Source organism: Algoriphagus jejuensis (assembly GCF_039523455.1).
In the GTDB taxonomy this organism is placed as follows: Bacteria; Bacteroidota; Bacteroidia; order Cytophagales; family Cyclobacteriaceae; genus Algoriphagus; species Algoriphagus jejuensis.
Genome location: NZ_BAAAFI010000002.1, coordinates 868,301 through 889,338, shown reverse-complemented (window position 1 = coordinate 889,338; position 21,038 = coordinate 868,301). Strand labels below are relative to the sequence as shown.

The window sequence follows — 21,038 nt, the reverse complement described above, 5'->3', positions numbered from 1 at the left end:
GTTGACTATAAATACTAGTTTGGGTTGACCGTCACGATGTAGTGCAGGTAGGTTTCCGGGTTATTCTTAAAATTCAGATTCTTTGCTTTCAGCTCCTTTCTGACATTCTTTTTCTCAAGACCCAAGACTTTCAATACGGCGGATTCCTTACTTACCTGATAAAACTGTCCGTCTTTTCGAAGGAAATAATCCACTTTGTCCACGTATTCCTCGTCGTATTTGGACAGCTCACGCTTCGATTTGGTGGTTTTAAATTGCTTGGCAAGAGCCGTAAACTTTCCCTCCCCGAGAACCTCATAGATCCCGTTTCCGTTGCGCAGGTGACTTTCATTTCCGGAAAAGTATTTGAAGCGCGTGCCATTGGCGAGGTTAAAAGCGTCGATTTTCTCCGGCTTAATGAGGATCTTTTGCTTGAATACCGGGTGAAAGGTGACCACCTGATCCCGATAGACATCGTAGAGCAAAGGGACTTGAGGATAGGTGATGCCATTAATCGTGAGGCTGCCATTTTCAAATTGTCTGGAAAAATAATAGGGATCCCCTTCGATCAGACGCGAAGGTTCCTGATATTGTCCTCCCGTGATCAGCTCCTGAAAGTAGGGCAAGCGCTCCTGATATTCTGGCAAAAATGCCAGATTTTCCCCAACCACCTGAGCCATCAGGCCATTGCAAATAAAAAAGGGAAGCAGTGATAAGAAAAATATTATTTTTCGCATGGCTTAAATTACGATTGAAAAACCTAATGGATAGGTTTTACACAAAATATGTATAAATGGCAAAATTCCGATTTAGATGGAATCAGCCACAAACCTGAACAACCCATGACTACCCGCCGAAACCTCCTGAAATCCTTAGCTCTTAGCCCCTTTGCAATGGCCGCTGCCCCTGTTTTAGCTCAGCCAGCTCCGCAAAAAGAAGGCAGCTTCAAATTTTCTCTCAACACTAGTACGATTTGGGGCCAAAAACTCTCTTTGCCCCAAATCATCGAATTGGCTGCAAAGGCAGGATACGACGGTTTTGAGCCTTGGATGATGGAGATCCAGGCCTATGTCGAAAGTGGCAAGACGCTGGCTTCTCTTAAAAAACTTGCGGCTGACGCAGGTTTGGAGTTTTTTGACTGCATTGGATTCCCAACGTGGATGGCTCAGGACGAGACCAAAAGCAAGACAGGTTTTGCCCAGATGGAAAAAGAAATGGGCATCTTGGCTGAGTTGGGCTGTCCGAGAGTAGCCGCGCCAGCTATCGGCACCGAGGCACCACTGGATCTGCTGAAGACGGGAGAAAAGTACAAGCAACTCTTGGACTTGGGTCGAAAGACAGGAGTCATGCCGCAGTTGGAATTTTGGGGAGCTTACCCCTCTTTTCATCACCTGGGTCAAGCGATGGCGGTAGCAGCGGCAGCAGATGACAAGGACGCCAAGATCTTGGCAGACATCTATCACCTCTTCCGTGGCGGTTCGGGCTTTGAGGGCATGAAGATGCTCGACGGGCATGCGATCGATATCTTCCATATGAACGATTTCCCGTCAAGCATCCCCCGCACCGAGCAGCAGGACAAAGACCGCGTGATGCCCGGTGACGGTGCCGCGCCGATGCAGGAGATCGCCGACACCCTGAAGGCCAAAGGCGGACAGATTATCCTCTCCCTGGAATTGTTTAACCCGACCTACTATGCGATGGATGCGGAAGTGGTGGTAAAAGAGGGACTGGGGAAGATGAAGCGGTTTTTTTGAAGTAGAAATAGAAGCGGTAGTCAGCGAAATGACTACCGCTTCTATTCTATGAACTGAGAACACAGATTGCCCAAACAACCCGAATTTGAGTATTCGAGTGTACTATATCAGATCACTAAACGCCAAAATTAGGCTACTACAATAACTAGCAACAATTATCGACCACTCGATATGAAGGAAAAATTCATTCGATTTGGCATTTCTGACGGCCATGGAAGAAGAGCCGCAACTTGGAAGATATGGACACCGCGTTCTAAATCGGATATTTATCTTTCTTGTCGAGAACTAGGCATATTTAAAGTAAGTCTTCATCAGTCCGGAAGTTGGCATTTTGGCTTTATCAGTAATTCGCTAGACGAATATTTTGACGAAGAAGCGCCGTTTCTTAAAAGTAGACATATTAAAATCTGGCCTCGACCCAAGCCTTTTGCTGCTGGCACCACGTTAGCATTTCGAATAATTACACCTCACACTTCAGTGAAGACACTTATTGAACCAGGAACGAAAAATATAAAGTGGATTTCAAATTGTTCTCCGGCTCTTGCAACCGAAATCGATATCATTATTACATCCTATGAACTAGACGAGAACAGTTGGCCAGGAAAAACCCAAATGGGAACAAGACTTATCGGTTCTTATAAATTATCCAGCTCCGAATTTATTTGGGTCGTGAGTTGGGAAGTTCCGGTTCCTGATCTGTCATCGCTCAGTCGAGGTAAATCCACGCTATGTAAAGGTAAAAGTGTAGCCGACTTAAAATCGACGGATCTAAGAGCAATTGTATATGGAGACAGCGATGATGGATCAAAATTTTTTATTGATTGCACTGTTGAAGTCAATTAACTTCAGTTGAAGTCACATTTGTAATAGGCTGAGTGTCGTGCCCCCCACCTCGGCGAAGTCTATTTCTCACCTCGACGTAGTTTAGTGCCTTACAGCATGGAGGATCGATGGAAGCTGAGTGTTATCCCGACAGGCATACGGGGACAATTACACCCTTCCATTTTTCGGATCCCGTACAGGTGTCGGGATTAATTCCATTCCAATATATCGTCCATGCCTACGGCATTTTCCCAATCCTCTTCAATTCGCCAATCCAGCCATTGATGGTTCGACTCCGCTCACCAACCATGGCTGGCTAGATAGTCGGTCATGCCTACGGCATTCTTGTGTGGTTGATTTAGGACAAGGCATATTTAAAAGTCCCATCGGGACGCTTCATTTCTTTGCCAGTCGTTTTAACGGCTGGTAAAAAGTGTAACATCTGTTTCCAGAGTCCCATCGGGACGGATCATATTTTCCCTCCAGGGTGAAGTATTGACCTTGACTAGTTGAAAGGGTGATTTTCAAGGGTTCCTTCCTGACTATCGATTCAAAATAGTAACAATTCAGCAACCTAACTTTTCATCCAATCAGATCATTTAAAGGCTAATTTTACATTCAGTCTTTCCTACCTATGAGAAAAACCCATTTATTGATTCTATTCACACTTTTTAATCTATTGACTATTTCAGCTACCACATGGGCTCAGGAAGTTCCTACACCAGAGCTCTTCCTCACTCCTATCTTCCAAGTCAATTATGGAGATGCTACTGCCGACAAGCCCCAATCAAAATCCTGGACAATAAATCAAGAGCAATGGCTGATCGTTGCCGATGAAGACGGTCCCAAATTATGGAAAAAGGAAGGGCAAAGATGGACCAGCCAGAGGGAAGTGAATCGGGCCTGGGAAAATCTACCCAGCAAAGCAGACGTACTGAACAAAGGCGATGAAGTACACGTGGTGCTTGTTGAAGCGTGCGACCTGAACGTGGTGAAAATGGTATACTCCCCTGGCACCAAACAATACAAACATCAATGGAACGCCATTCTTCCTGTTCCTGCAGAATGCCACTCTATTGAAACAGCCACTTTAACCCAAGATTCAAACAACTCCTATTGGGTTGCGGCTGATATGAATGAGAAAATAATGGTTTGGTACTCGGCCGATGGAGAGGATTGGTCGGAGCCATTTCCACTCGCTGATGACATCAATCCGGATGACATCTCCCTTATAGTCTCCCTAGAAGACCAGATTTCAGTTATTTGGTCCAACCAAGACACGCAATCCATCAATGAGCGAATTCACTACGATGAAGACGCGCCCCAAGTCTGGTCAGAGCTCAGAGTAGTGCAGCAAGGCGATAGTAATGCAGACGACCACCTAAATGCAACAGTATTCGAAAATGGTGAGATGGTTCTGGTTACCAAAAACAGCGTTGATCAGATTGGTTCGCCGCAGTTTGTATTGAGAATCAGGGATAGGCTGGGTGAATGGACCAACATTCCGTTTGAAAATCTGACCGCGGAGCACAGTCCGAGTCGGCCAATAATCAATCATGTGGAATCTGGACAAATATTCGAAATCCATGCTGTAAAAAACCGCGTGACCAATCGATACCATATCTCGGTGAACGAAGTAAAAAAGAAGAACGGTGGCTGGGAGTTTAAAGAACTTGTCCAGCTGAAAACCGAAATAAACGGTAAAAACGGGGATGCGACCTCAAGCAAAGCCAGTTTTAAACCGGAAGAAGCCAAACTTATATTTTTCTCAGATGAATTGGGAAATGTATATTCCTTTGATATCGATCATATTATAAAAAAGTAGGCTCAACCCGCTTGGAGGCCCGAGGTCGCTTCCACCAATTTATCCCCCGGCATGATGCTTCGCGATCCAGTGCCGAGCACATCATGTGGTAGGTCGCACGGTACGCTTATCGAAAAACACTTTTCAGACTTTTTAAACAGTAACTTGTGCCAGAAGAAATCGCTCTTTGATTATCACCTAAGCCTGGATTTTGACACCGTTTCTCGCTCCTCCCTTTACCAAGGGCTCATTCCTACCGTAATCCATGAAGCTCTATATCAAATATATGGTCAGTTTGCGCTGCAAAATGGTGGTCATGGAGGAGCTAAAAAAGCTGGGCCTTCACCAAGTATCAGTAGATTTGGGTGTAGTAGAAATCCTTGAAAATATCAGTCTGGAGCAGAGAAGCCAATTGAAGAGAAATCTCGCAAAATCGGGCTTGGAACTATTGGATGATAAGAGAAGTATCCTCATTGAAAGCATCAAAAATCTCATAATAGAAATGATTCACTATTCTGAGGACCTGCCGAAAGTGAATTATTCTGATTATATCAGTGAAAAATTAGGGTATGATTATACCTATCTGGCCAATATCTTCTCTGAAGTCAAAGGAATCACCCTACAGCAGTTTATCATTATTCATAAAATTGAGCGCGCAAAGGAACTTCTGATCTATGACGAATTGAATTTGACGGAGATATCCCAGAAGTTGCACTATAGCAGCGTTGCTCATTTGTCCAATCAATTCAAAAAAATCACCGGTCTAACGCCCACATTCTACAAGCAGTTGAAAAACAAGCGTAAGATGAATCTAGAAGACATTTAGGACTGGCAGGTTATAGCGTCTCTAGCACGCATGTCCCAAACTCTTAAGCCCCATTTTTTCGCTTTCTGACAAAGAAGCTTTTCTGCTTATTTGACGAGGCAGACCGTTTTTGAGATAGGATGTGGGATATATGTAAGCTTTATCCAGTGAAGTGTAACACATCCCATCTTGATTTAGTCGACTTTTGGTAAGATCGAGTAAGTGCCATTCCCTTTTCCAAAAAAGGATATTTGAGAAAAAGGACAACGGAACAATGAAGTCCTTAGCAATTGCACTCTTCTATAGATTTCCTATGACATACCCAGAGTTTGAAAAATCTATTGCTCATCGATTGGTCGATACGGTTGAATATGTACCAGGATCTGTTGTGATCAAATCCATTCTGACAAAGCAAACAGGGACGGTGACCATCTCGTCATTTGATACCGGTGAAGGGATGCTTACCAAATCGTCTCCATTTGACAACCTCATACAGGTATTGGATGGTGTTGCGGAGATTATTATCGATGAGAAATCCAATACGGTCGAGACGGGCCAGGTAATTATAATCCCTGCTCACGTAAAGAACAGGATAAAGGCAAATAGCAGGTTTAAAATGTTGTCCACCATAATCAAAAGTGGGTACGAGGATATTAGTCTTTGATAGACAATACATGAAATGAAGATCAATGATCAAGACAATAAATTCAATGTGGGCGACTTGGTATATACCAAGAAAAATCCTGATGTCCAGATGATTGTAAGGAAATACTATGCTAAAATCTATTACTGCAAGTTTGCTGACTTGCCTATGAAAACGGAATTGGCGCTTTTCGAAAGAGAATTAGTAACGGAGATACAGAATCAAAAAGAAGTAAACTGATTAGGCAATCAGCATATACCAATGGAATCACCCAATTTAAGGATTATCAAACCACAAGGTTCGAACCTTGAAACACCCCATCGAGGAGGCAAACGCTCTTACTCTGCTTATTTCATTCTTACGCTAAAAATCTATGCCTACCACACCTAATTTCAAAGAAGAAGATCCACTAGTCAAATGACATCTAAGATGAATATAACAAGGAGCTGGCGAGAACAAAAAGTAATGCTGAAACAGCGGTTTTCCGTTTTGAGTGACGCTGATTTCGAGTTTCAGGAAGGCCAAAGAGAAGGAATGCTCGAAAAGCTTTCGCAAAAACTAAAAAAGACCAGCGAGGAACTTCACTTGCTGTTTGCGGAATTGCAGACCTATTAGTCTAATGGCTTTTGCTAACGCGTAAGTAGTACAAGCCATCAAAAAATATAAGCATCCATGAAAAATCTCAAATTCGACAAGACTGGAAGTGCAGAATTCTCTAAGACGCTAAAGGCTAGAGTAAATGCACATTTCAAAAACACCAATACCAATATCTACGGAGATGGGCGTATGGTAGTCAAGACGATTATTATGCTTTCTGTATTCTTTATCCCGCTGATTACCATGAGCACAGGATTGATTTCCAGTCCAGCACTCATTTTTGCCTTGTACATCACGAGTGGATTCGGCATGGCAGGAGTTGGGATGGGGGTGATGCATGATGCCATTCACGGATCTTATTCTAAGCATAGGCTAGTGAACAAGTACTTGGGTTATTCAATGAATCTTATTGGTGCGAGCGCGAATGTATGGAGAGTGCAACACAATGTGCTTCATCACACCTACACCAATGTAGACGAAGGAGATGATGACATCAATGCGCCTTTTTTCCTACGCTTTACCCCAAATGCCAAGCGCTATTGGGTACATCGGTTTCAATACCTATACATCTGGTTTTTTTACGGGCTTTCTACGATATCATGGATTACCACGAAGGACTTCGTCAGATTAAAAAGGTATAGAGACATGGGGTTCTTTGGCAAAGAGGGAGAATACCGCAAGGAAGTAATGAAAATCGTCGGGTGGAAGCTTCTCTACTATTCTTATGCCCTGATTTTGCCCTTGATTATGATCCCGCTACCAGCTTGGATTATCGTACTGGCCTTTTTGAGTATGCATTTTGTCACGGGGATTTGTATTAGTCTTGTGTTTCAGACGGCACATATTGTACAGGATGCGGCTTTTCTGAACCCTGATCAAGAAGGGCTTATTTCCAATGAATGGACGGTACATCAACTGGCCACAACAAGTAATTACTCCCCTCGCAGTAAAGTTTTCTCGTGGTTGATAGGAGGATTAAACTTTCAGGTTGAGCATCATTTATTTCCCAATATCTGCCATATTCATTACCGTAAATTGTCTCAGATTGTGTCTGAAACAGCTAGGGAATTTAATGTCCCGTATCTAGTGAAGAAAACTTTTGTGGCTGCGCTTTGGGATCATATCAAGATGCTTCGACAGTTAGGGAAAGCTTAAATATTTAGAAAGTTGTTGGGCAGCGTCACTTTTTTTCCTGATGCAAAACCAGGGTTGATCTAGAGAAATCCAGTTTTATCGTTAATGCAACCTTGGCATAATTCGTTTCTCGAAGTCATATTAACGATTATATTTAATCGGCTAGCACTTAGCACCTTATCCAAAATCAATTTGCAGGATTAAGGCACAGTAGGCAGAATTGACGCAAGGAGCACCATTCACCTCAGCGGAAATCCAACTCTCCTGCGGGGCTAGGATGAGTTTGGCTAATTTTGCCGAAGCATCCGAATTCATCATCTGATCCTTTTACCCAAACAAATCAGAGCTCAGGTATCGGTCGCCCCGATCGCAAGTGATGCAGACGATCAGCCCCTCGGTGAGTTCTTTGGACAGCTCGATCGCTGCGTGCAAGGCGCCACCGCTGCTCATGCCTGCGAGGATTCCTTCTTCCTTGGCCATGCGCCGGGTCATCTCGGTGGCTTGATCCTGGCTGACGTCCATTACCCGATCCACACGGGAAGAGTCAAAGATCTCGGGTAAAAACTCCTTTGACCATCGGCGGATTCCCGGAATACTGGAGCCATCGGTCGGCTGGGCTCCCACGATCTGGATGTCCGGATTTACCTGCTTGAGGAATCTGGACACGCCCATGATCGTACCGGTAGTACCCATGGCAGATACAAAGTGCGTGACCTTGCCAGCAGTATCTCCCCAGATTTCCGGCCCGGTGGTGTAGTAGTGGGCGAGGTAGTTGTCCGGGTTTGCAAATTGGTTGAGCATATAGTAGCCCTCTTCATTGCGCATCTTCTCTGCCAAAGTCCGGGAGTATTCGATGGTTTGGGCTGCAGGAGTCAGGATTACCCTTGCGCCATAAGCTTCCATGGAGAGCACCCGCTCCTTGGTAGAGTTGTCCGGCATGACCAGCGTCATGTCCAATCCGAGAACTTTGGCGACCATGGCCAGCGCAATCCCGGTATTTCCAGAGGTCGCTTCCACCAATTTATCCCCCCGCTTGATGTCACCACGATCCAGCGCCGTGCGGATCATGTTATACGCCGCGCGGTCCTTGACGCTACCTCCGGGGTTTTGTCCCTCCATCTTGCAGAGGATTTTAACCTTGGGATTTTGGGGAATATGCTCAAGTTCGATCAATGGCGTATTGCCTATCAGTTCAAAGAGTTTCATGTAATAGTTGATTTAGTATCGAAAGCCTGCCGAAAGATCAGGAAGTGGCACTGGAATTTATCGACCGATTCAAGAGGTAAAAAAACGCTAGTGGCTCTTTTCTTCCAAATCGTTTTTGAAAACATAGAGATCTGTCACCTTTCCAGCCTCGTGATGCATTTGGGTTTGATAGTAAACTTTAGACCCGGGGAGTACTGACTTGGTCAGCCAGACATTTCCGCCGATCACACTGTTTTTGCCGATTATAGTTTTCCCTCCCAGGATCGTCGCTCCGGAATAGATGACCACGTGATCTTCAATAGTAGGATGACGCTTGACGTCCGCATCAGCTTTCTCTACACTGAGCGCCCCAAGGGTGACTCCTTGATAAACCTTCACATGGTTGCCGATGATGGTCGTCTCCCCGATCACAACCCCGGTACCGTGATCTATGCAGAAGTACTGGCCTATCCTTGCTCCTGGGTGAATATCGACACCGGTCTTACTGTGGGCATATTCCGTGATCATCCTCGGCACGAGGGTCACGCCCAACTTATGCAGATGATTAGCAATCCGATAGGCTGAAATCGCGTAAAAACCCGGATAGCTCCTGAGGATTTCAGATCGGGATTTGGCAGCAGGATCCCCTGCAAACATCGCGTCCACATCCTGATTGATCCAATCAAAGACTGTTTCTAAACCTTCAAAAAAACTTTGGGCGAGCTTTTCCCCATCCCCAGAATGCAGGTGTGCGTTTCGCGAGAGCATGACGGTCAATTGCGCCTGAAGGTTTTGAAGACTCGATCTTACATCGTCTTCCTCCCTGACATTGTGCGCGGAAAATTCTGGAAACAACAGCCCCAGCAAATCCTCAAAAAACTGATGGATGACCTTTGGGGAGGGAAAATCTACGGAATGCTGATGTGCGAGGTGTATTTTTTTGATCAAAGAATCCATGCGAATGGGTTTTGGGGTCACAAGACAAAACCAACCCGGATCACATAAGGTTCGGCATAGTAGGAAGTCTTATTGTCATGGAGGACATTGTAGAGAAAGGTGAAGTTGGCTCCTCCTCTATTGCCAAAGGGCGCGAAATAGCCACCACCCAAAAAGAATGCATCGGACCACACCCTGCGAAAGTCCTCGACAAAGTAATCGTAGGCCTCCCAATTGATAGACTCATATTCTGCATGCAAAAAGACGTTGGGCAGGACATTGAACCTACCAAAGACACGTCCCCCGTAGGAACTCCCCTCTGATCCGTAAAATCTACTGTCGTCGTAGTATTGAAAAGTGGCACCGACCCCGCCTGACAGACGCGGAGTGATCATCACCCCTACCAGCGGGGAGACATCCACCAAGGTTACCGTACCAAATTGCAGTCCGAGATTACCCCCAAAGTAAAGTCTATCCTTAAAAGGAATGGAGTCCGAATATATTTCGCGCTGGGCCGCCGCCTCACCTGAAACAAAAAGAAGCCCCAGGAGGACAAAAGCTACCAGACTATTTTTCAACAATGACATAGAGATCTTCAGTTGGCTTTTTCATTAGATACCGCTCACGTGCAAACTTCTCCAAGAGTTGGGGATTGCTCATCAATTCTTCGCGTTCGGCGTTAATTTTCTCTTTTTTCTCGAGGTAAAATCCCTTTTGATCCTCCAGCTGATTTAGCTTTTGGCTGAGGCGAAAATGATTGACCACGTTGTTGGAATCGATAAAAAGCATCCAGAACATAAAAAAGAGGATAGCCAACACGTAAAAATTACTACTGTACTTCAAAAGCTTCTTCATCTTAAATCGAATTGCGGGAATAAGGTACAAAAATGGTGCAAAAAAAAGACAGCCCACGAAGGCGGGCTGTCCATTTATACAATTCAATCGGATTTTACTTCAATCGGCCTTTGAATACAGCTGATTCACCCAATTGCTCTTCGATTCTAAGCAACTGATTGTACTTGGCCATACGGTCTGAACGGGAAGCAGAACCAGTCTTGATCTGTCCACAGTTTACCGCAACCGCGAGATCCGCGATGGTAGAGTCTTCTGTTTCACCGGAACGGTGAGACATCACTGCGGTAAAGCCAGCCTTGTGAGCCAAGCTGATCGCATTCAACGTCTCAGTCAGCGTACCGATTTGGTTTACTTTTACCAAGATCGAGTTGGCAGACTTCTCTTCGATGCCTCTCTGAAGAAACTTCACATTGGTCACGAAAAGATCATCTCCTACCAACTGTACTCTGTCACCGATCTTCGCGGTCAACATCGCCCAACCAGCCCAATCTTCCTCAGCACATCCGTCTTCGATGGAGTCGATAGGATATTTCTCGCTGAGTTCAGCCAAGTAAGCGACTTGCTCCTCACGGGTTCTGATTTTCCCGGTAGGACCTTCAAACTTGGAGTAGTCATATTTTCCGTCTTTGTAAAACTCAGAAGCTGCGCAATCCAAAGCGATGGTCACTTCTTCGCCAGCTTTGTAGCCTGCTTTTGCAATCGCATCCAAGATGCAAGCCAAAGCTTCTTCTGTTCCACCGGAGAAGTTAGGTGCGAATCCACCTTCGTCACCTACGGCGGTGCTCAAGTTTTTGTCATGAAGGATTTTCTTCAGGTTGTGGAAGATCTCAGCACCCATTCTGATTGCTTCAGAGAAGCTGGAAGCACCTACCGGACGAACCATAAATTCTTGGAAAGCAATCGGAGCATCAGAGTGGGAGCCGCCATTGATGATATTCAACATCGGAACAGGAAGGGTATTCGCATTGACACCGCCAATGTAGCGGTAAAGCGGCTGTCCGGCTTCCATTGCAGCTGCTTTGGCGACTGCCAAAGAAACACCAAGGATTGCATTTGCACCGAGTTTGCTTTTGGTGGATGTACCATCCAGGTCGATCATGATCTGGTCAATGGTGTTTTGTTCGAAAACATCCATACCCACCAATTCAGGCGCGATGATGTCATTCACATTGGAAACGGCTTTCAACACGCCCTTTCCCATATATTTGGATTTGTCTCCATCACGAAGCTCTACTGCCTCATTGACTCCGGTAGAAGCTCCACTTGGAACCGCCGCACGACCAAAGGCACCGTTGTCGGTGAACACATCTACTTCTACGGTTGGGTTTCCTCTAGAGTCTAGGATTTGTCTGGCATGAATTGATTGAATCAACGTCATAGTTTTAAAAGGTTTATGAATATTAGTTTTGGTTAATCAGTGCGATAAACTCGTCAAAAAGATAACGAGAATCATGTGGCCCAGGAGAAGACTCCGGGTGATATTGGACGGAAAAGGCCGGCTTGTTTTTCAATCGAATGCCCGCAACGGTGTTGTCATTGAGGTGAATGTGGGTGATTTCCACGTGAGAATTCTTCTCCGTGTCTTCGCGCACCACGTTAAATCCGTGATTTTGAGACGTGATTTCACTCCTTCCGGTCAGGAGGTTTTTGATCGGATGATTCAAGCCTCGATGACCGTGGTGCATCTTATAGGTCTTGATCCCCACCGCCTCTGCCAGGAGTTGGTGCCCCAAACAAATCCCAAACACCGGCTTTCCAGTTTCTAGGATTTCCTTCACTGTATCCACCGCATATTCCATGACCGCTGGATCGCCTGGCCCGTTGGAAAGAAAATAAGCATCGGGAGTCCAAGCTTCCATTTCCGCGAGCTTAGCTTTCGCAGGATATACTTTGCAATACACTCCTCTTGAGGCAAGGTTTCTCAGGATATTCTTCTTGATACCAAAGTCGACACAAGCTACTTTGATTGCTGCATTTTCGTCCCCAACGAAGTAGGGCTCTTGGGTACAAACGGTGGAAGACAGCTCTAGCCCGTTCATGTCAGGCACTTTGGCCAGTTCAGCTTTCAACCCTTCCAGGTCGTCCTCAAACTCTGAGCTGATGATTGCATTCATCGCTCCTTGAGACCTGAGGTGCCTTACCAGCTTTCGAGTATCGATGTCAGCAATACCGGTGATCCCATAATTTACGAGGTAATCTTGAAGGGTTCCTGAAGCGTCCATTCTAGAATGAACGTCTGAAAAACTATTCACCACGATACCGGCGACGCAAGGGTGGTCGGATTCGATTTCCTCGGCATGCACGCCGTAATTTCCGATGTGGGAGGTGGTGGTAACCACGATTTGGCCGGTGTAGGATGGATCTGTGTAGATCTCCTGATAACCGGTCATACCGGTATTAAAACAAATTTCACCGCCGTTAGTGCCGGGGTTGCCAATGAGTGAGCCGTGGAAGATCGTTCCATCAGCCAGAAGAAGTGTTGCTCTCTGTTTGATCATTTTCTTGAAAGTTGCGCAAAGTTAACCAATTCTTGGGAAGGAGGATAGGCGTTTTGGGTATAAAAAAAGGATTGAACGAGTGTCCAATCCTTTTGATGTTGAGAATATTTTTCAACTTACTTTTCTTCATTTTCGCTTTCAGCGGAAGCTTCAGGAGCTGCGGGCTCTTCTGTTTTAGCTTCAGCCTTAGGAGCAGAAGTTGCTTTAGCCGCAGGAGCCTCAACCGCCGCGCCAGCTGATCTACGGGATCTTCTGGTGGTTTTCTTGGCAGGCTGTGCATCTTTCAGCATCAGTTCATTGTAATCTACCAGCTCGATGATACACATCTCAGCGTTATCACCCAGACGGAAACCAGTCTTGATAATTCTGGTGTATCCTCCTGGACGAGTACCTACTTTTTCGATTACCTCACCGAAAAGTGCCTTGATGGCATCTTTGCTTTTCAGGTAGGAGAAAGCGATACGTCTGTTGTGTGTGGAATCTTCTTTAGCTCTGGTCACCAGAGGCTCAACAAACTTCTTTAATTCTTTAGCCTTGGCAAGCGTAGTTGAAATACGCTTGTGAAGAATCAGGGAAGTTGCCATGTTAGAAAGCATTGCCTTCCTGTGCGGGGCAGTTCTTCCTAGGTGGTTAAATTTCTTACCGTGTCTCATTGTATATTATTCTTCGTCAAGTTTGTACTTAGAAATGTCCATCCCAAAGGTCAGACTTTTCTCCTGGATCAGCTGCTCGAGTTCAGCAAGAGACTTCTTACCGAAGTTTCTGAATTTCATCATATCTGAAATCTCAAGTCTGGCTAGGTCGCCAAGAGTTCTCACATCTGCAGCTTTCAGACAGTTGAACGCACGAACCGACAGGTCGAGGTCGCTCAAAGAAGTCTTAAGAAGCTTTCGCATGTGAAGGAATTCCTCGTCGATAGGCTCTGGCTCGGCTACACCGGTAGAATCCAAGACCATGGTCTGGTCAGAGAATAGCATGAAGTGCTGAATCAAAATCTTGGCAGATTCCTGAAGTGCTTTCTCCGGATGGATAGAACCATCTGTAGAAACTTCAAGGATCAGTTTTTCGAAGTCAGTCTTCTGCTCTACTCGGGTGTTTTCCACGCTGTACTTCACATTTTTAATCGGTGTGAAGATGGCGTCGATCGCGATTTGTCCAAAGACCTGTTCTTTAGGTTTGGATTCTTCAGCTGGAAGGTACCCTCTTCCTTTTTCGATGGTGATCTCGATCTCGAAGTTTTTGGTCTCGTCAATGTGACAGATGACCAATTCAGGATTGAGGATCTCGAAGGAAGAAGTGAACTTAGCAATGTCCCCTGCGGTGAAAACAGACTGATTTTTGATTTCGACAGTGATTTTCCCGTCAAATGCTTCGTGCACTTTCTTGAATCTCACCTGCTTCAGGTTCAAAATGATATCAGTCACGTCTTCCACTACGCCTTCGATGGTTGAGAATTCGTGAACCACTCCGGGGATTTTGATCGAAGTGATGGCGTATCCTTCCAAGGAAGAAAGCAAGATTCTTCTCAGGGCATTACCGATGGTAACTCCATAGCCTTTTTCGAGTGGTTTGAAAGTGAACAAGCCATGAAAGTCATCGGCTTTTTCCATCACCACTTTCTCGGGCATTTGAAATGCTAGTATGGACATATATCTCGTTCTGTTTTTAGCTGAAAATAGTAAAATTACTTAGAGTAAAGTTCGACAATGAGCTGCTCCTTGATATTCTCTGGAATATCATCTCTACCTGGAACACTGACGAATTTGCCTGCCAAAGAAGCATTATCCCACTCTAACCAAGGATATCTGTTTGCTGCTTTACCCGCCAGGCTGCTGGTGATGGCTTCCAGAGATTTAGAACGCTCTCTTACGGAAACTACGTCACCCGGCTTCAAAGTATAAGAAGGAATGTTGACCACTTCTCCGTTGACCAAAACGTGCTTGTGAGATACAAGCTGTCTTGCGCCACGACGGGTAGGAGCGATTCCCAGTCTGTACACGGTGTTGTCCAGACGAGCTTCTAGAAGCTGAAGGAGGGTTTCACCGGTGATACCAGACTTTCTGGAAGCAATGTCAAACATCTTAGCAAATTGTCTTTCCAATACGCCGTAGATGTATTTTGCCTTTTGCTTTTCAGACAACTGAATTGCATATTCAGATTGCTTCTTTCTTCTTCCACGACCGTGCTGGCCTGGAGGATGGTTTTTCTTCTGAAGCGCCTTGCTATGCCCTTCGATTGCTTCTCCAAATCTTCTGGAGATTTTAGCTTTGGGACCTGTATATCTTGCCATTCTGTTAGCTTTTTAAAATTAAACTCTTCTACGCTTAGGAGGACGACAACCGTTGTGCGGCATTGGAGTCACGTCGATAATCGTGGTTACATCCAATCCTACGTTTTGCAATGTTCTGATCGCGGATTCACGACCAGCGCCTGGACCTTTTACGAATACTTCGATTTTTCTCAAACCTAAGTCGTAAGCTACCTGACCGCAGTTTTGAGCGGCCATCTGAGCAGCGTAAGGAGTATTTTTCTTAGAACCTCTGAAACCCATTTTACCGGCAGAAGCCCAAGAGATCACTTGACCTGCATTATTGGTAATGGAGATAATGATATTGTTGAAGGATGCTCTGATGTGAGCTTGTCCGACAGCTTCTACCTTTACTACTCTTTTTTTACCCTTTGCTTTATCGTTTCTTTTCTGAGCCATAATCTAAATCAGGTTTTATTTAGTTGCTTTCTTTTTGTTGGCAACTGTTTTACGCTTACCCTTCCTTGTTCTGGCGTTGTTTTTAGTACCTTGACCACGTACCGGAAGTCCTTTTCTGTGTCTCAAACCTCTGTAACATCCGATATCCATCAGACGCTTGATGTTCAACTGAATCTCCGATTTCAACACCCCTTCGGTTTTCATTTCCTCGGCGATGATGTTACGGATAGCGGTAGACTCTTCGTCGTTCCACTCACCTGCTTTTTTGTCTTCAGAGATACCGGCTTTGCCCAGGATCGCCTTGGCGGCACTTCTTCCTATTCCGAAGATATAGGTAAGTCCGATTACACCGCGCTTATTGTCTGGTATGTCTACACCTGCAATTCTAGCCATGATTAACCTTGTCTTTGTTTAAACTTGGGATTCTTCTTGTTGATGACGTACAGTACTCCTTTTCTTCGGATCAACTTACAGTCAGCACTTCTCTTTTTAACTGATGCTTTTACTTTCATGTCAGTCTATTTATAACGATATACTATTCTGCCTTTTGACAAATCATAGGGAGATAATTCCAACTTGACTCTATCTCCGGGCAAGATCTTGATGTAATTCATCCTCATCTTACCAGAAATATGAGCAATCAACTGATGTCCATTTTCCAGTTCCACTTTAAACATTGCATTTGACAATGCCTCTATGATGGTACCGTCTTGCTCGATTGATGTCTGTTTGGCCATATTAGAATTTAAAATTCTCTTCTATGTATTTGTGGGTCGTCATGACCTCTGTCTTATTTTCCAATATTGCAACCGTATGCTCGTAGTGAGCCGAAGGCTTCCGATCTGCAGTTCGGATAGTCCACCCATCTCGCTCCTGTACGATATTTCGCGTACCCAGATTGATCATCGGTTCGATTGCAATCACCATCCCTGCCTTGAGCAGGGGACCACTTCCTTTTTTGCCGTAGTTGGGAACTTCAGGTGCCTCGTGCAGCTTCCTACCCAAACCGTGTCCGACAAGCTCTCTGACTACGGTGTAGCCTTTTGCTTCGACAAATTTCTGGATAGAATGCCCGATATCACCGATCCGATTTCCAGCCACAGCTTGTTCGATTCCCAAATACAGAGAATCTCGAGTGGCTTTTAATAATGCAATAACAGAAGGGGAAACCTCACCGATAGGGTACGTATAAGCGGAATCGCTATGAAAACCTTGGTGAAAGACTCCACAATCTATCGAGATTATATCGCCATCTTTCAATTCATAATCGCTGGGAAATCCGTGAACAACGACTTCGTTCACAGAGATGCAAAGTGAAGAAGGGAAGCCATTGTATCCTTTAAATGAAGGTACTGCTTGATGATCCCTTATAAACTCTTCAGCAATCTTATCAAGAAAAGAGGTCTTTACCCCTTCTTTGACATACTTGGCTACTTCTCCATGAGCCCTGCCAAGTATATCAGCACTGTCTTTTATCAACTGAACTTCTTCCGAAGTCTTGTATTGAATCATATTAAGCTACTTGGTAATTAGAAGGATTGTTCTTCATATTACCGCTTTTCATCATTCCTTCGTAGTGTCTCATTAACAGGTAGCTCTCTATCTGTCTCAGCGTATCCATAATCACGCCTACCATAATCAACAGGGAAGTACCGCCATAGAACTGAGCGAACTCACCACCTACACCGGCGATGATTGCCAAGGCTGGAAGTATAGCCACCGCTGCGAGCAAGACAGATCCAGGAAGCGTGATCTTAGAGATGATACCGTCAATGAATTCTGAGGTAGGAGCTCCCGGCTTGATGCCTGGAACAAATCCACCGTTACGCTTCATGTCTTCTGCAATCTGCTCAGGATTAACAGTGATCGCAGTGTAGAAGAAGGTGAAGATAATGATCAAAGACGCGAACAACAGGTTATACTGCCAGGACGTGAAGTCACTGAACGTAGTCCCGATATAGTTGGCAATATCACTCTCTCCAGCCCAGATCTGTGCGATCAAAGCAGGAACGAACATCAATGATTGCGCAAAGATAATCGGCATAACACCTGAAGCATTCACCTTGATCGGAATGTACTGACGCTGCCCGCCATATACTTTCCCGCCTACTACTTGCTTAGCATACTGTACCGGGATTCTTCTGGTAGCTTCTGTCAGTGCGATCACACCCACGACTACGAAGAACAATACCACGGCTTCGATGATCAAAAGCAGCATACCCGAAGATCCTTTTTCGAGTCCTTCGGCGATCAACGCTCCAGGAAATCTGGAAATAATCCCAATCATGATCAACATGGAGATACCATTTCCGATCCCCTTCTCTGTAATCTTCTCTCCCAACCACATACAAAACATTGTACCAGCAGAGAGCAAAACCAGGGAGCTGAACATGAAAAGAGTGGTACTAACCATCACCGCACCAGTAGGCAATATCGTCGCACTAACGTAGCCGATACCTTGAGCCACAGTGATTGCGATAGTCAGCACACGAGTGATTTGGTTGATTCTTTTTCTTCCAGATTCACCCTCTTTCTGCATCTTTTGAAAATAGGGTACTCCGACAGTCAACAGCTGCAACACAATGGATGCAGAGATGTATGGCATAATCCCCAGTCCGAAGATGGAAGCATTGCTAAATGCACCTCCTAGGAAGGTATCAATCAATCCGAAGATTCCCTCGGGAGCACCACCGAGCTTGGACGGATCCACACCAGGAAGCACAATGAAAGAACCTAATCTGAAGATGATGAGAAATCCGATCGTGTTCAGGATTCTAACTCTCAAATCTTCGATTGAGAAGATATTCTTTACTGTCGAAATAAACTTTTTCATTTACTTAAATCTTGTTTACAGTACCGCCTTGTTTCTCGATAGCTTCAGTGGCTGAAGCCGAAAACTTATGGGCAGTCACGTCTAATTTGGCAGTCAATTCACCACCTCCGAGAACCTTGATCTTGTCATTCTTAGAAGCAATACCATGAGAAACCAAAGCGTCCATGTCAATTGCCGTAAGATTGTGTTGCTCGGAAAGGGCTTGCAATGTATCCAAATTTACCGGTTTGAACTCTACTCGGTTGATGGATTTAAAACCAAATTTAGGAACTCTTCTTTGAAGTGGCATTTGTCCACCTTCAAATCCGATTTTTCTCTTGTATCCAGAGCGAGACTTCGCTCCTTTGTGACCTCTCGTGGAAGTTCCACCTCTACCAGATCCAGTACCACGACCGATTCTTTTGCGGTCTTTGGTCGAACCTTCGTTCGGAGTTAATGTATATAGTTTCATAATTAAGCTTCCTCCACTTTTACAAGGTGATTCACTTTATTTACCATTCCTGCAATCTGAGGAGTTTTCTCAACTACTACAGACTTGCTGATACGACCCAGGCCTAAAGCAGTGATTGTTGCTTTCTGATCTTTCGGTCTGTCGATCGTACTTTTTACCTGTGTGATCTTGATCTTCGCCATGATAATTATCCGTTAAAGACTTTAGCCATTTTCACACCGCGTTGCTGAGAAACAGCGATCGCATCTCTAAGCTGAACCAGCGCATCGATGGTTGCTTTTACCACGTTGTGTGGATTAGATGATCCTTTGGATTTTGCCAAAACGTCAGTGACGCCGGCGCTTTCCAAAACTGCACGCATTGCACCACCGGCGATAACACCGGTACCTGCTGCTGCTGGCTTGATCAATACAAATCCACCACCGAATTTACCGATTTGCTCGTGAGGGATAGTGCCTTTCAAAACTGGTACTTTCACCAAGTTTTTCTTCGCATCTTCGATGCCTTTGGTGATTGCGTCTGTCACTTCATTGGCCTTACCCAATCCGTAACCTACTACACCTTGGCCATCGCCTACGACAACGATTGCTGAAAAAGAGAATCTTCTACCACCTTTTACCACTTTGGCTACTCGGTTGATAGCGACAACTTTCTCTTTCAATTCTGTATCTGTAGCCCTAATGGGCTTTCTTCTTACTTGAGACATAACGATTAGAATTTAAGGCCCCCTTCTCTGGCACCTTCAGCCAAAGCTTTTACATTACCATGATATAAGTAGCCGTTTCTATCAAAAACCACTACAGATACGCCATTTGCAACGGCTCTTTCGGCAAGTTTCTTACCTACTTCTTTGGACACTTCTATCTTAGTATTGGCTTTGGCGCCAAGTTCTTTGGAAGAAGCTTGTGCCAAGGTCTGACCTTTAAGGTCATCCACCAATTGCGCATAGATGCCGGTATTGCTTTTGAATACTGACAAACGAGGTCTGGAATCGGTACCGGAGATCTTTCTGCGGATACCCTGCTTGATTCTAAGTCTTCTGGAATTCTTATTAAATGCCATAACCTATTATTTTTTACCGGCAGTTTTACCAGCCTTACGTCTAACTTGCTCACCAACGAAGCGCACACCTTTTCCTTTGTAAGGTTCAACCTTACGTAGGGATTTGATTTTTGCAGCTACTTGACCGATCAACTCCTTGTCGATTCCTTCTAAAGTAATCAATGGGTTTTTACCTTTTGGAGTCTCTGTCTTAAGAGAGATTTCGCTAGGCAGCGCCATAAAAATACTGTGAGAATACCCTAAGCTAAGCTCAAGTACCTGGCCCTGATTTGAAGCCTTATAACCCACACCGACCAATTCCAAGTCTTTCTTGTATCCTTCAGAAACCCCGATCACCATATTGTTGATCAAGGCTCTGTACAGACCATGAAGAGATTTGTGTCTTTTGGATTCGGTAGGTCTGGTGACAACGATATCGCTGCCCTCCACTTTCACCTGAATATCAGGATTCACATCCTGAGTCAGTGTACCCTTTGGACCTTTAACAGTGACAACTCCATGAGCTGACACGTCTACAGTAACACCGCCGGGTAGATTTATTGGTTTTTTACCTATTCTAGACATGATAGTAAATTAATATACGTAGCAAAGTACTTCGCCACCGATACCTTCGGTACGGGCTTCTTTGTCAGTCATCACACCTTTGGAGGTGGATAAGATTGCAATACCCAGACCATTGATAACTCGCGGGAGCTCATCGTGCTTGGCATACTTTCTCAAACCTGGCGTACTAACTCGCTGTAAGCTTACAATTGCGTTCTGCTTAGTCGTAGGGTTAAACTTCAAAGCGATCTTGATAGTCCCTTGGGGACCATTTTGCTCAAACTTATAGTTTTGGATATACCCTTTGTCGTGCAATACTTTTGTAATCTCCTTTTTGATGTTAGAAGCAGGTATCTCAACGATTCGGTGAGACGCCTTGATGGCGTTTCTCAACCTAGTCAGATAATCAGCTATTGGATCAGTCATTGTA

30 protein-coding genes are annotated in these 21,038 nt (G+C 44.9%); 8 read left to right on the top strand and 22 right to left on the bottom strand.

Annotated elements, in window-relative coordinates; all coding sequences use genetic code 11:
• Positions 1-14: 14 nt before the first annotated feature.
• On the bottom strand, positions 15-716 hold the full coding sequence (locus tag ABD031_RS04930) for a hypothetical protein (protein WP_343849033.1): 702 nt from the start codon (positions 714-716) through the stop codon (positions 15-17).
• A gap of 105 nt (positions 717-821) precedes the next feature.
• Here ABD031_RS04930 and ABD031_RS04925 point away from each other — a divergent pair, with 105 nt between their 5' ends.
• From ABD031_RS04925 to ABD031_RS04890, 8 genes are all read left to right on the top strand, one after another.
• Positions 822-1,733 carry a sugar phosphate isomerase/epimerase family protein gene (locus ABD031_RS04925; protein WP_343849031.1) on the top strand — a complete coding sequence of 304 codons (912 nt, stop codon included), beginning with the start codon at positions 822-824 and terminating at the stop codon, positions 1,731-1,733.
• A 171-nt stretch (positions 1,734-1,904) separates the two neighbouring features.
• Entirely contained in the window at positions 1,905-2,576 is a 672-nt protein-coding gene (locus ABD031_RS04920; RefSeq protein ID WP_343849029.1) for a hypothetical protein, read from the top strand.
• A gap of 613 nt (positions 2,577-3,189) precedes the next feature.
• Positions 3,190-4,380 (top strand): hypothetical protein, encoded by a 1,191-nt coding sequence (locus ABD031_RS04915; RefSeq protein WP_343849027.1) that lies wholly within the window; start codon positions 3,190-3,192, stop codon positions 4,378-4,380.
• Between the two features lie 244 nt (positions 4,381-4,624).
• A complete protein-coding gene (locus ABD031_RS04910; protein WP_343849025.1) occupies positions 4,625-5,185 on the top strand; it encodes a helix-turn-helix domain-containing protein in 561 nt (186 codons plus the stop codon).
• Between the two features lie 292 nt (positions 5,186-5,477).
• Positions 5,478-5,828: a cupin domain-containing protein gene (locus tag ABD031_RS04905; protein WP_343849023.1), complete on the top strand. Its 351-nt coding sequence runs from the start codon at positions 5,478-5,480 to the stop codon at positions 5,826-5,828.
• 15 nt (positions 5,829-5,843) lie between these two features.
• Positions 5,844-6,047: a hypothetical protein gene (locus ABD031_RS04900; protein ID WP_343849021.1), complete on the top strand. Its 204-nt coding sequence runs from the start codon at positions 5,844-5,846 to the stop codon at positions 6,045-6,047.
• Between the two features lie 189 nt (positions 6,048-6,236).
• Positions 6,237-6,422, top strand: a complete 186-nt coding sequence (locus ABD031_RS04895) for a hypothetical protein (protein WP_343849019.1) — start codon at positions 6,237-6,239, stop codon at positions 6,420-6,422.
• 57 nt (positions 6,423-6,479) lie between these two features.
• Complete coding sequence (locus ABD031_RS04890; RefSeq protein ID WP_343849017.1) at positions 6,480-7,559, top strand: fatty acid desaturase family protein; 1,080 nt, start codon at positions 6,480-6,482, stop codon at positions 7,557-7,559.
• A 306-nt stretch (positions 7,560-7,865) separates the two neighbouring features.
• On the opposite strand, the gene cysM is transcribed toward ABD031_RS04890, so the two are convergent.
• The 21 genes from cysM to rpsH all read right to left on the bottom strand — a co-directional run bounded on the left by cysM (position 7,866) and on the right by rpsH (position 21,034).
• Positions 7,866-8,744 carry a cysteine synthase CysM gene (gene cysM, locus ABD031_RS04885; RefSeq protein WP_343849015.1) on the bottom strand — a complete coding sequence of 293 codons (879 nt, stop codon included), beginning with the start codon at positions 8,742-8,744 and terminating at the stop codon, positions 7,866-7,868.
• 87 nt (positions 8,745-8,831) lie between these two features.
• The gene (locus tag ABD031_RS04880; protein WP_343849013.1) at positions 8,832-9,680 is read right to left on the bottom strand and encodes a serine O-acetyltransferase; all 849 of its coding nucleotides are present in this window, start codon (positions 9,678-9,680) and stop codon (positions 8,832-8,834) included.
• A gap of 17 nt (positions 9,681-9,697) precedes the next feature.
• Positions 9,698-10,246 (bottom strand): hypothetical protein, encoded by a 549-nt coding sequence (locus ABD031_RS04875; RefSeq protein WP_343849011.1) that lies wholly within the window; start codon positions 10,244-10,246, stop codon positions 9,698-9,700.
• Positions 10,227-10,514, bottom strand: a complete 288-nt coding sequence (locus ABD031_RS04870; RefSeq protein ID WP_343849009.1) for an FtsB family cell division protein — start codon at positions 10,512-10,514, stop codon at positions 10,227-10,229. The genes ABD031_RS04875 and ABD031_RS04870 overlap by 20 nt, the downstream gene beginning before the upstream one ends.
• Positions 10,515-10,608: 94 nt before the next feature.
• Positions 10,609-11,892: a phosphopyruvate hydratase gene (gene eno / locus ABD031_RS04865; RefSeq protein WP_343849007.1), complete on the bottom strand. Its 1,284-nt coding sequence runs from the start codon at positions 11,890-11,892 to the stop codon at positions 10,609-10,611.
• Positions 11,893-11,914: 22 nt separating this feature from the next.
• Positions 11,915-13,012 carry a glutamine-hydrolyzing carbamoyl-phosphate synthase small subunit gene (gene carA, locus ABD031_RS04860; protein WP_343849005.1) on the bottom strand — a complete coding sequence of 366 codons (1,098 nt, stop codon included), beginning with the start codon at positions 13,010-13,012 and terminating at the stop codon, positions 11,915-11,917.
• Between the two features lie 116 nt (positions 13,013-13,128).
• Entirely contained in the window at positions 13,129-13,665 is a 537-nt protein-coding gene (gene rplQ / locus ABD031_RS04855) for a 50S ribosomal protein L17 (protein ID WP_343849003.1), read from the bottom strand.
• A 6-nt stretch (positions 13,666-13,671) separates the two neighbouring features.
• Complete coding sequence (locus ABD031_RS04850) at positions 13,672-14,661, bottom strand: DNA-directed RNA polymerase subunit alpha (RefSeq protein WP_343849001.1); 990 nt, start codon at positions 14,659-14,661, stop codon at positions 13,672-13,674.
• Positions 14,662-14,696: 35 nt separating this feature from the next.
• A complete protein-coding gene (rpsD, locus tag ABD031_RS04845) occupies positions 14,697-15,302 on the bottom strand; it encodes a 30S ribosomal protein S4 (RefSeq protein WP_343848999.1) in 606 nt (201 codons plus the stop codon).
• An 18-nt stretch (positions 15,303-15,320) separates the two neighbouring features.
• Complete coding sequence (rpsK, locus tag ABD031_RS04840; RefSeq protein ID WP_026953287.1) at positions 15,321-15,719, bottom strand: 30S ribosomal protein S11; 399 nt, start codon at positions 15,717-15,719, stop codon at positions 15,321-15,323.
• Between the two features lie 15 nt (positions 15,720-15,734).
• Entirely contained in the window at positions 15,735-16,112 is a 378-nt protein-coding gene (gene rpsM, locus ABD031_RS04835; protein ID WP_343848996.1) for a 30S ribosomal protein S13, read from the bottom strand.
• Between the two features lie 2 nt (positions 16,113-16,114).
• Positions 16,115-16,231: a 50S ribosomal protein L36 gene (gene rpmJ, locus ABD031_RS04830; RefSeq protein ID WP_343848994.1), complete on the bottom strand. Its 117-nt coding sequence runs from the start codon at positions 16,229-16,231 to the stop codon at positions 16,115-16,117.
• Between the two features lie 6 nt (positions 16,232-16,237).
• Positions 16,238-16,456 (bottom strand): translation initiation factor IF-1, encoded by a 219-nt coding sequence (gene infA, locus ABD031_RS04825; RefSeq protein WP_008202999.1) that lies wholly within the window; start codon positions 16,454-16,456, stop codon positions 16,238-16,240.
• Between the two features lies 1 nt (position 16,457).
• Positions 16,458-17,231 carry a type I methionyl aminopeptidase gene (map, locus tag ABD031_RS04820; protein WP_343848988.1) on the bottom strand — a complete coding sequence of 258 codons (774 nt, stop codon included), beginning with the start codon at positions 17,229-17,231 and terminating at the stop codon, positions 16,458-16,460.
• 1 nt (position 17,232) lies between these two features.
• Positions 17,233-18,552 (bottom strand): preprotein translocase subunit SecY, encoded by a 1,320-nt coding sequence (gene secY / locus ABD031_RS04815; RefSeq protein ID WP_343848986.1) that lies wholly within the window; start codon positions 18,550-18,552, stop codon positions 17,233-17,235.
• A 4-nt stretch (positions 18,553-18,556) separates the two neighbouring features.
• Positions 18,557-19,003, bottom strand: coding sequence for a 50S ribosomal protein L15 (gene rplO, locus ABD031_RS04810; protein WP_343848984.1), 447 nt, complete (start codon positions 19,001-19,003; stop codon positions 18,557-18,559).
• Between the two features lie 2 nt (positions 19,004-19,005).
• Entirely contained in the window at positions 19,006-19,185 is a 180-nt protein-coding gene (rpmD, locus tag ABD031_RS04805) for a 50S ribosomal protein L30 (RefSeq protein WP_343848982.1), read from the bottom strand.
• Between the two features lie 5 nt (positions 19,186-19,190).
• On the bottom strand, positions 19,191-19,709 hold the full coding sequence (gene rpsE, locus ABD031_RS04800; RefSeq protein ID WP_206570971.1) for a 30S ribosomal protein S5: 519 nt from the start codon (positions 19,707-19,709) through the stop codon (positions 19,191-19,193).
• A 5-nt stretch (positions 19,710-19,714) separates the two neighbouring features.
• Entirely contained in the window at positions 19,715-20,065 is a 351-nt protein-coding gene (gene rplR, locus ABD031_RS04795; protein ID WP_343848976.1) for a 50S ribosomal protein L18, read from the bottom strand.
• A gap of 6 nt (positions 20,066-20,071) precedes the next feature.
• Positions 20,072-20,629, bottom strand: coding sequence for a 50S ribosomal protein L6 (rplF, locus tag ABD031_RS04790; RefSeq protein WP_343848974.1), 558 nt, complete (start codon positions 20,627-20,629; stop codon positions 20,072-20,074).
• 9 nt (positions 20,630-20,638) lie between these two features.
• Positions 20,639-21,034, bottom strand: coding sequence for a 30S ribosomal protein S8 (gene rpsH / locus ABD031_RS04785; RefSeq protein ID WP_343848972.1), 396 nt, complete (start codon positions 21,032-21,034; stop codon positions 20,639-20,641).
• Positions 21,035-21,038 lie beyond the last annotated feature (4 nt).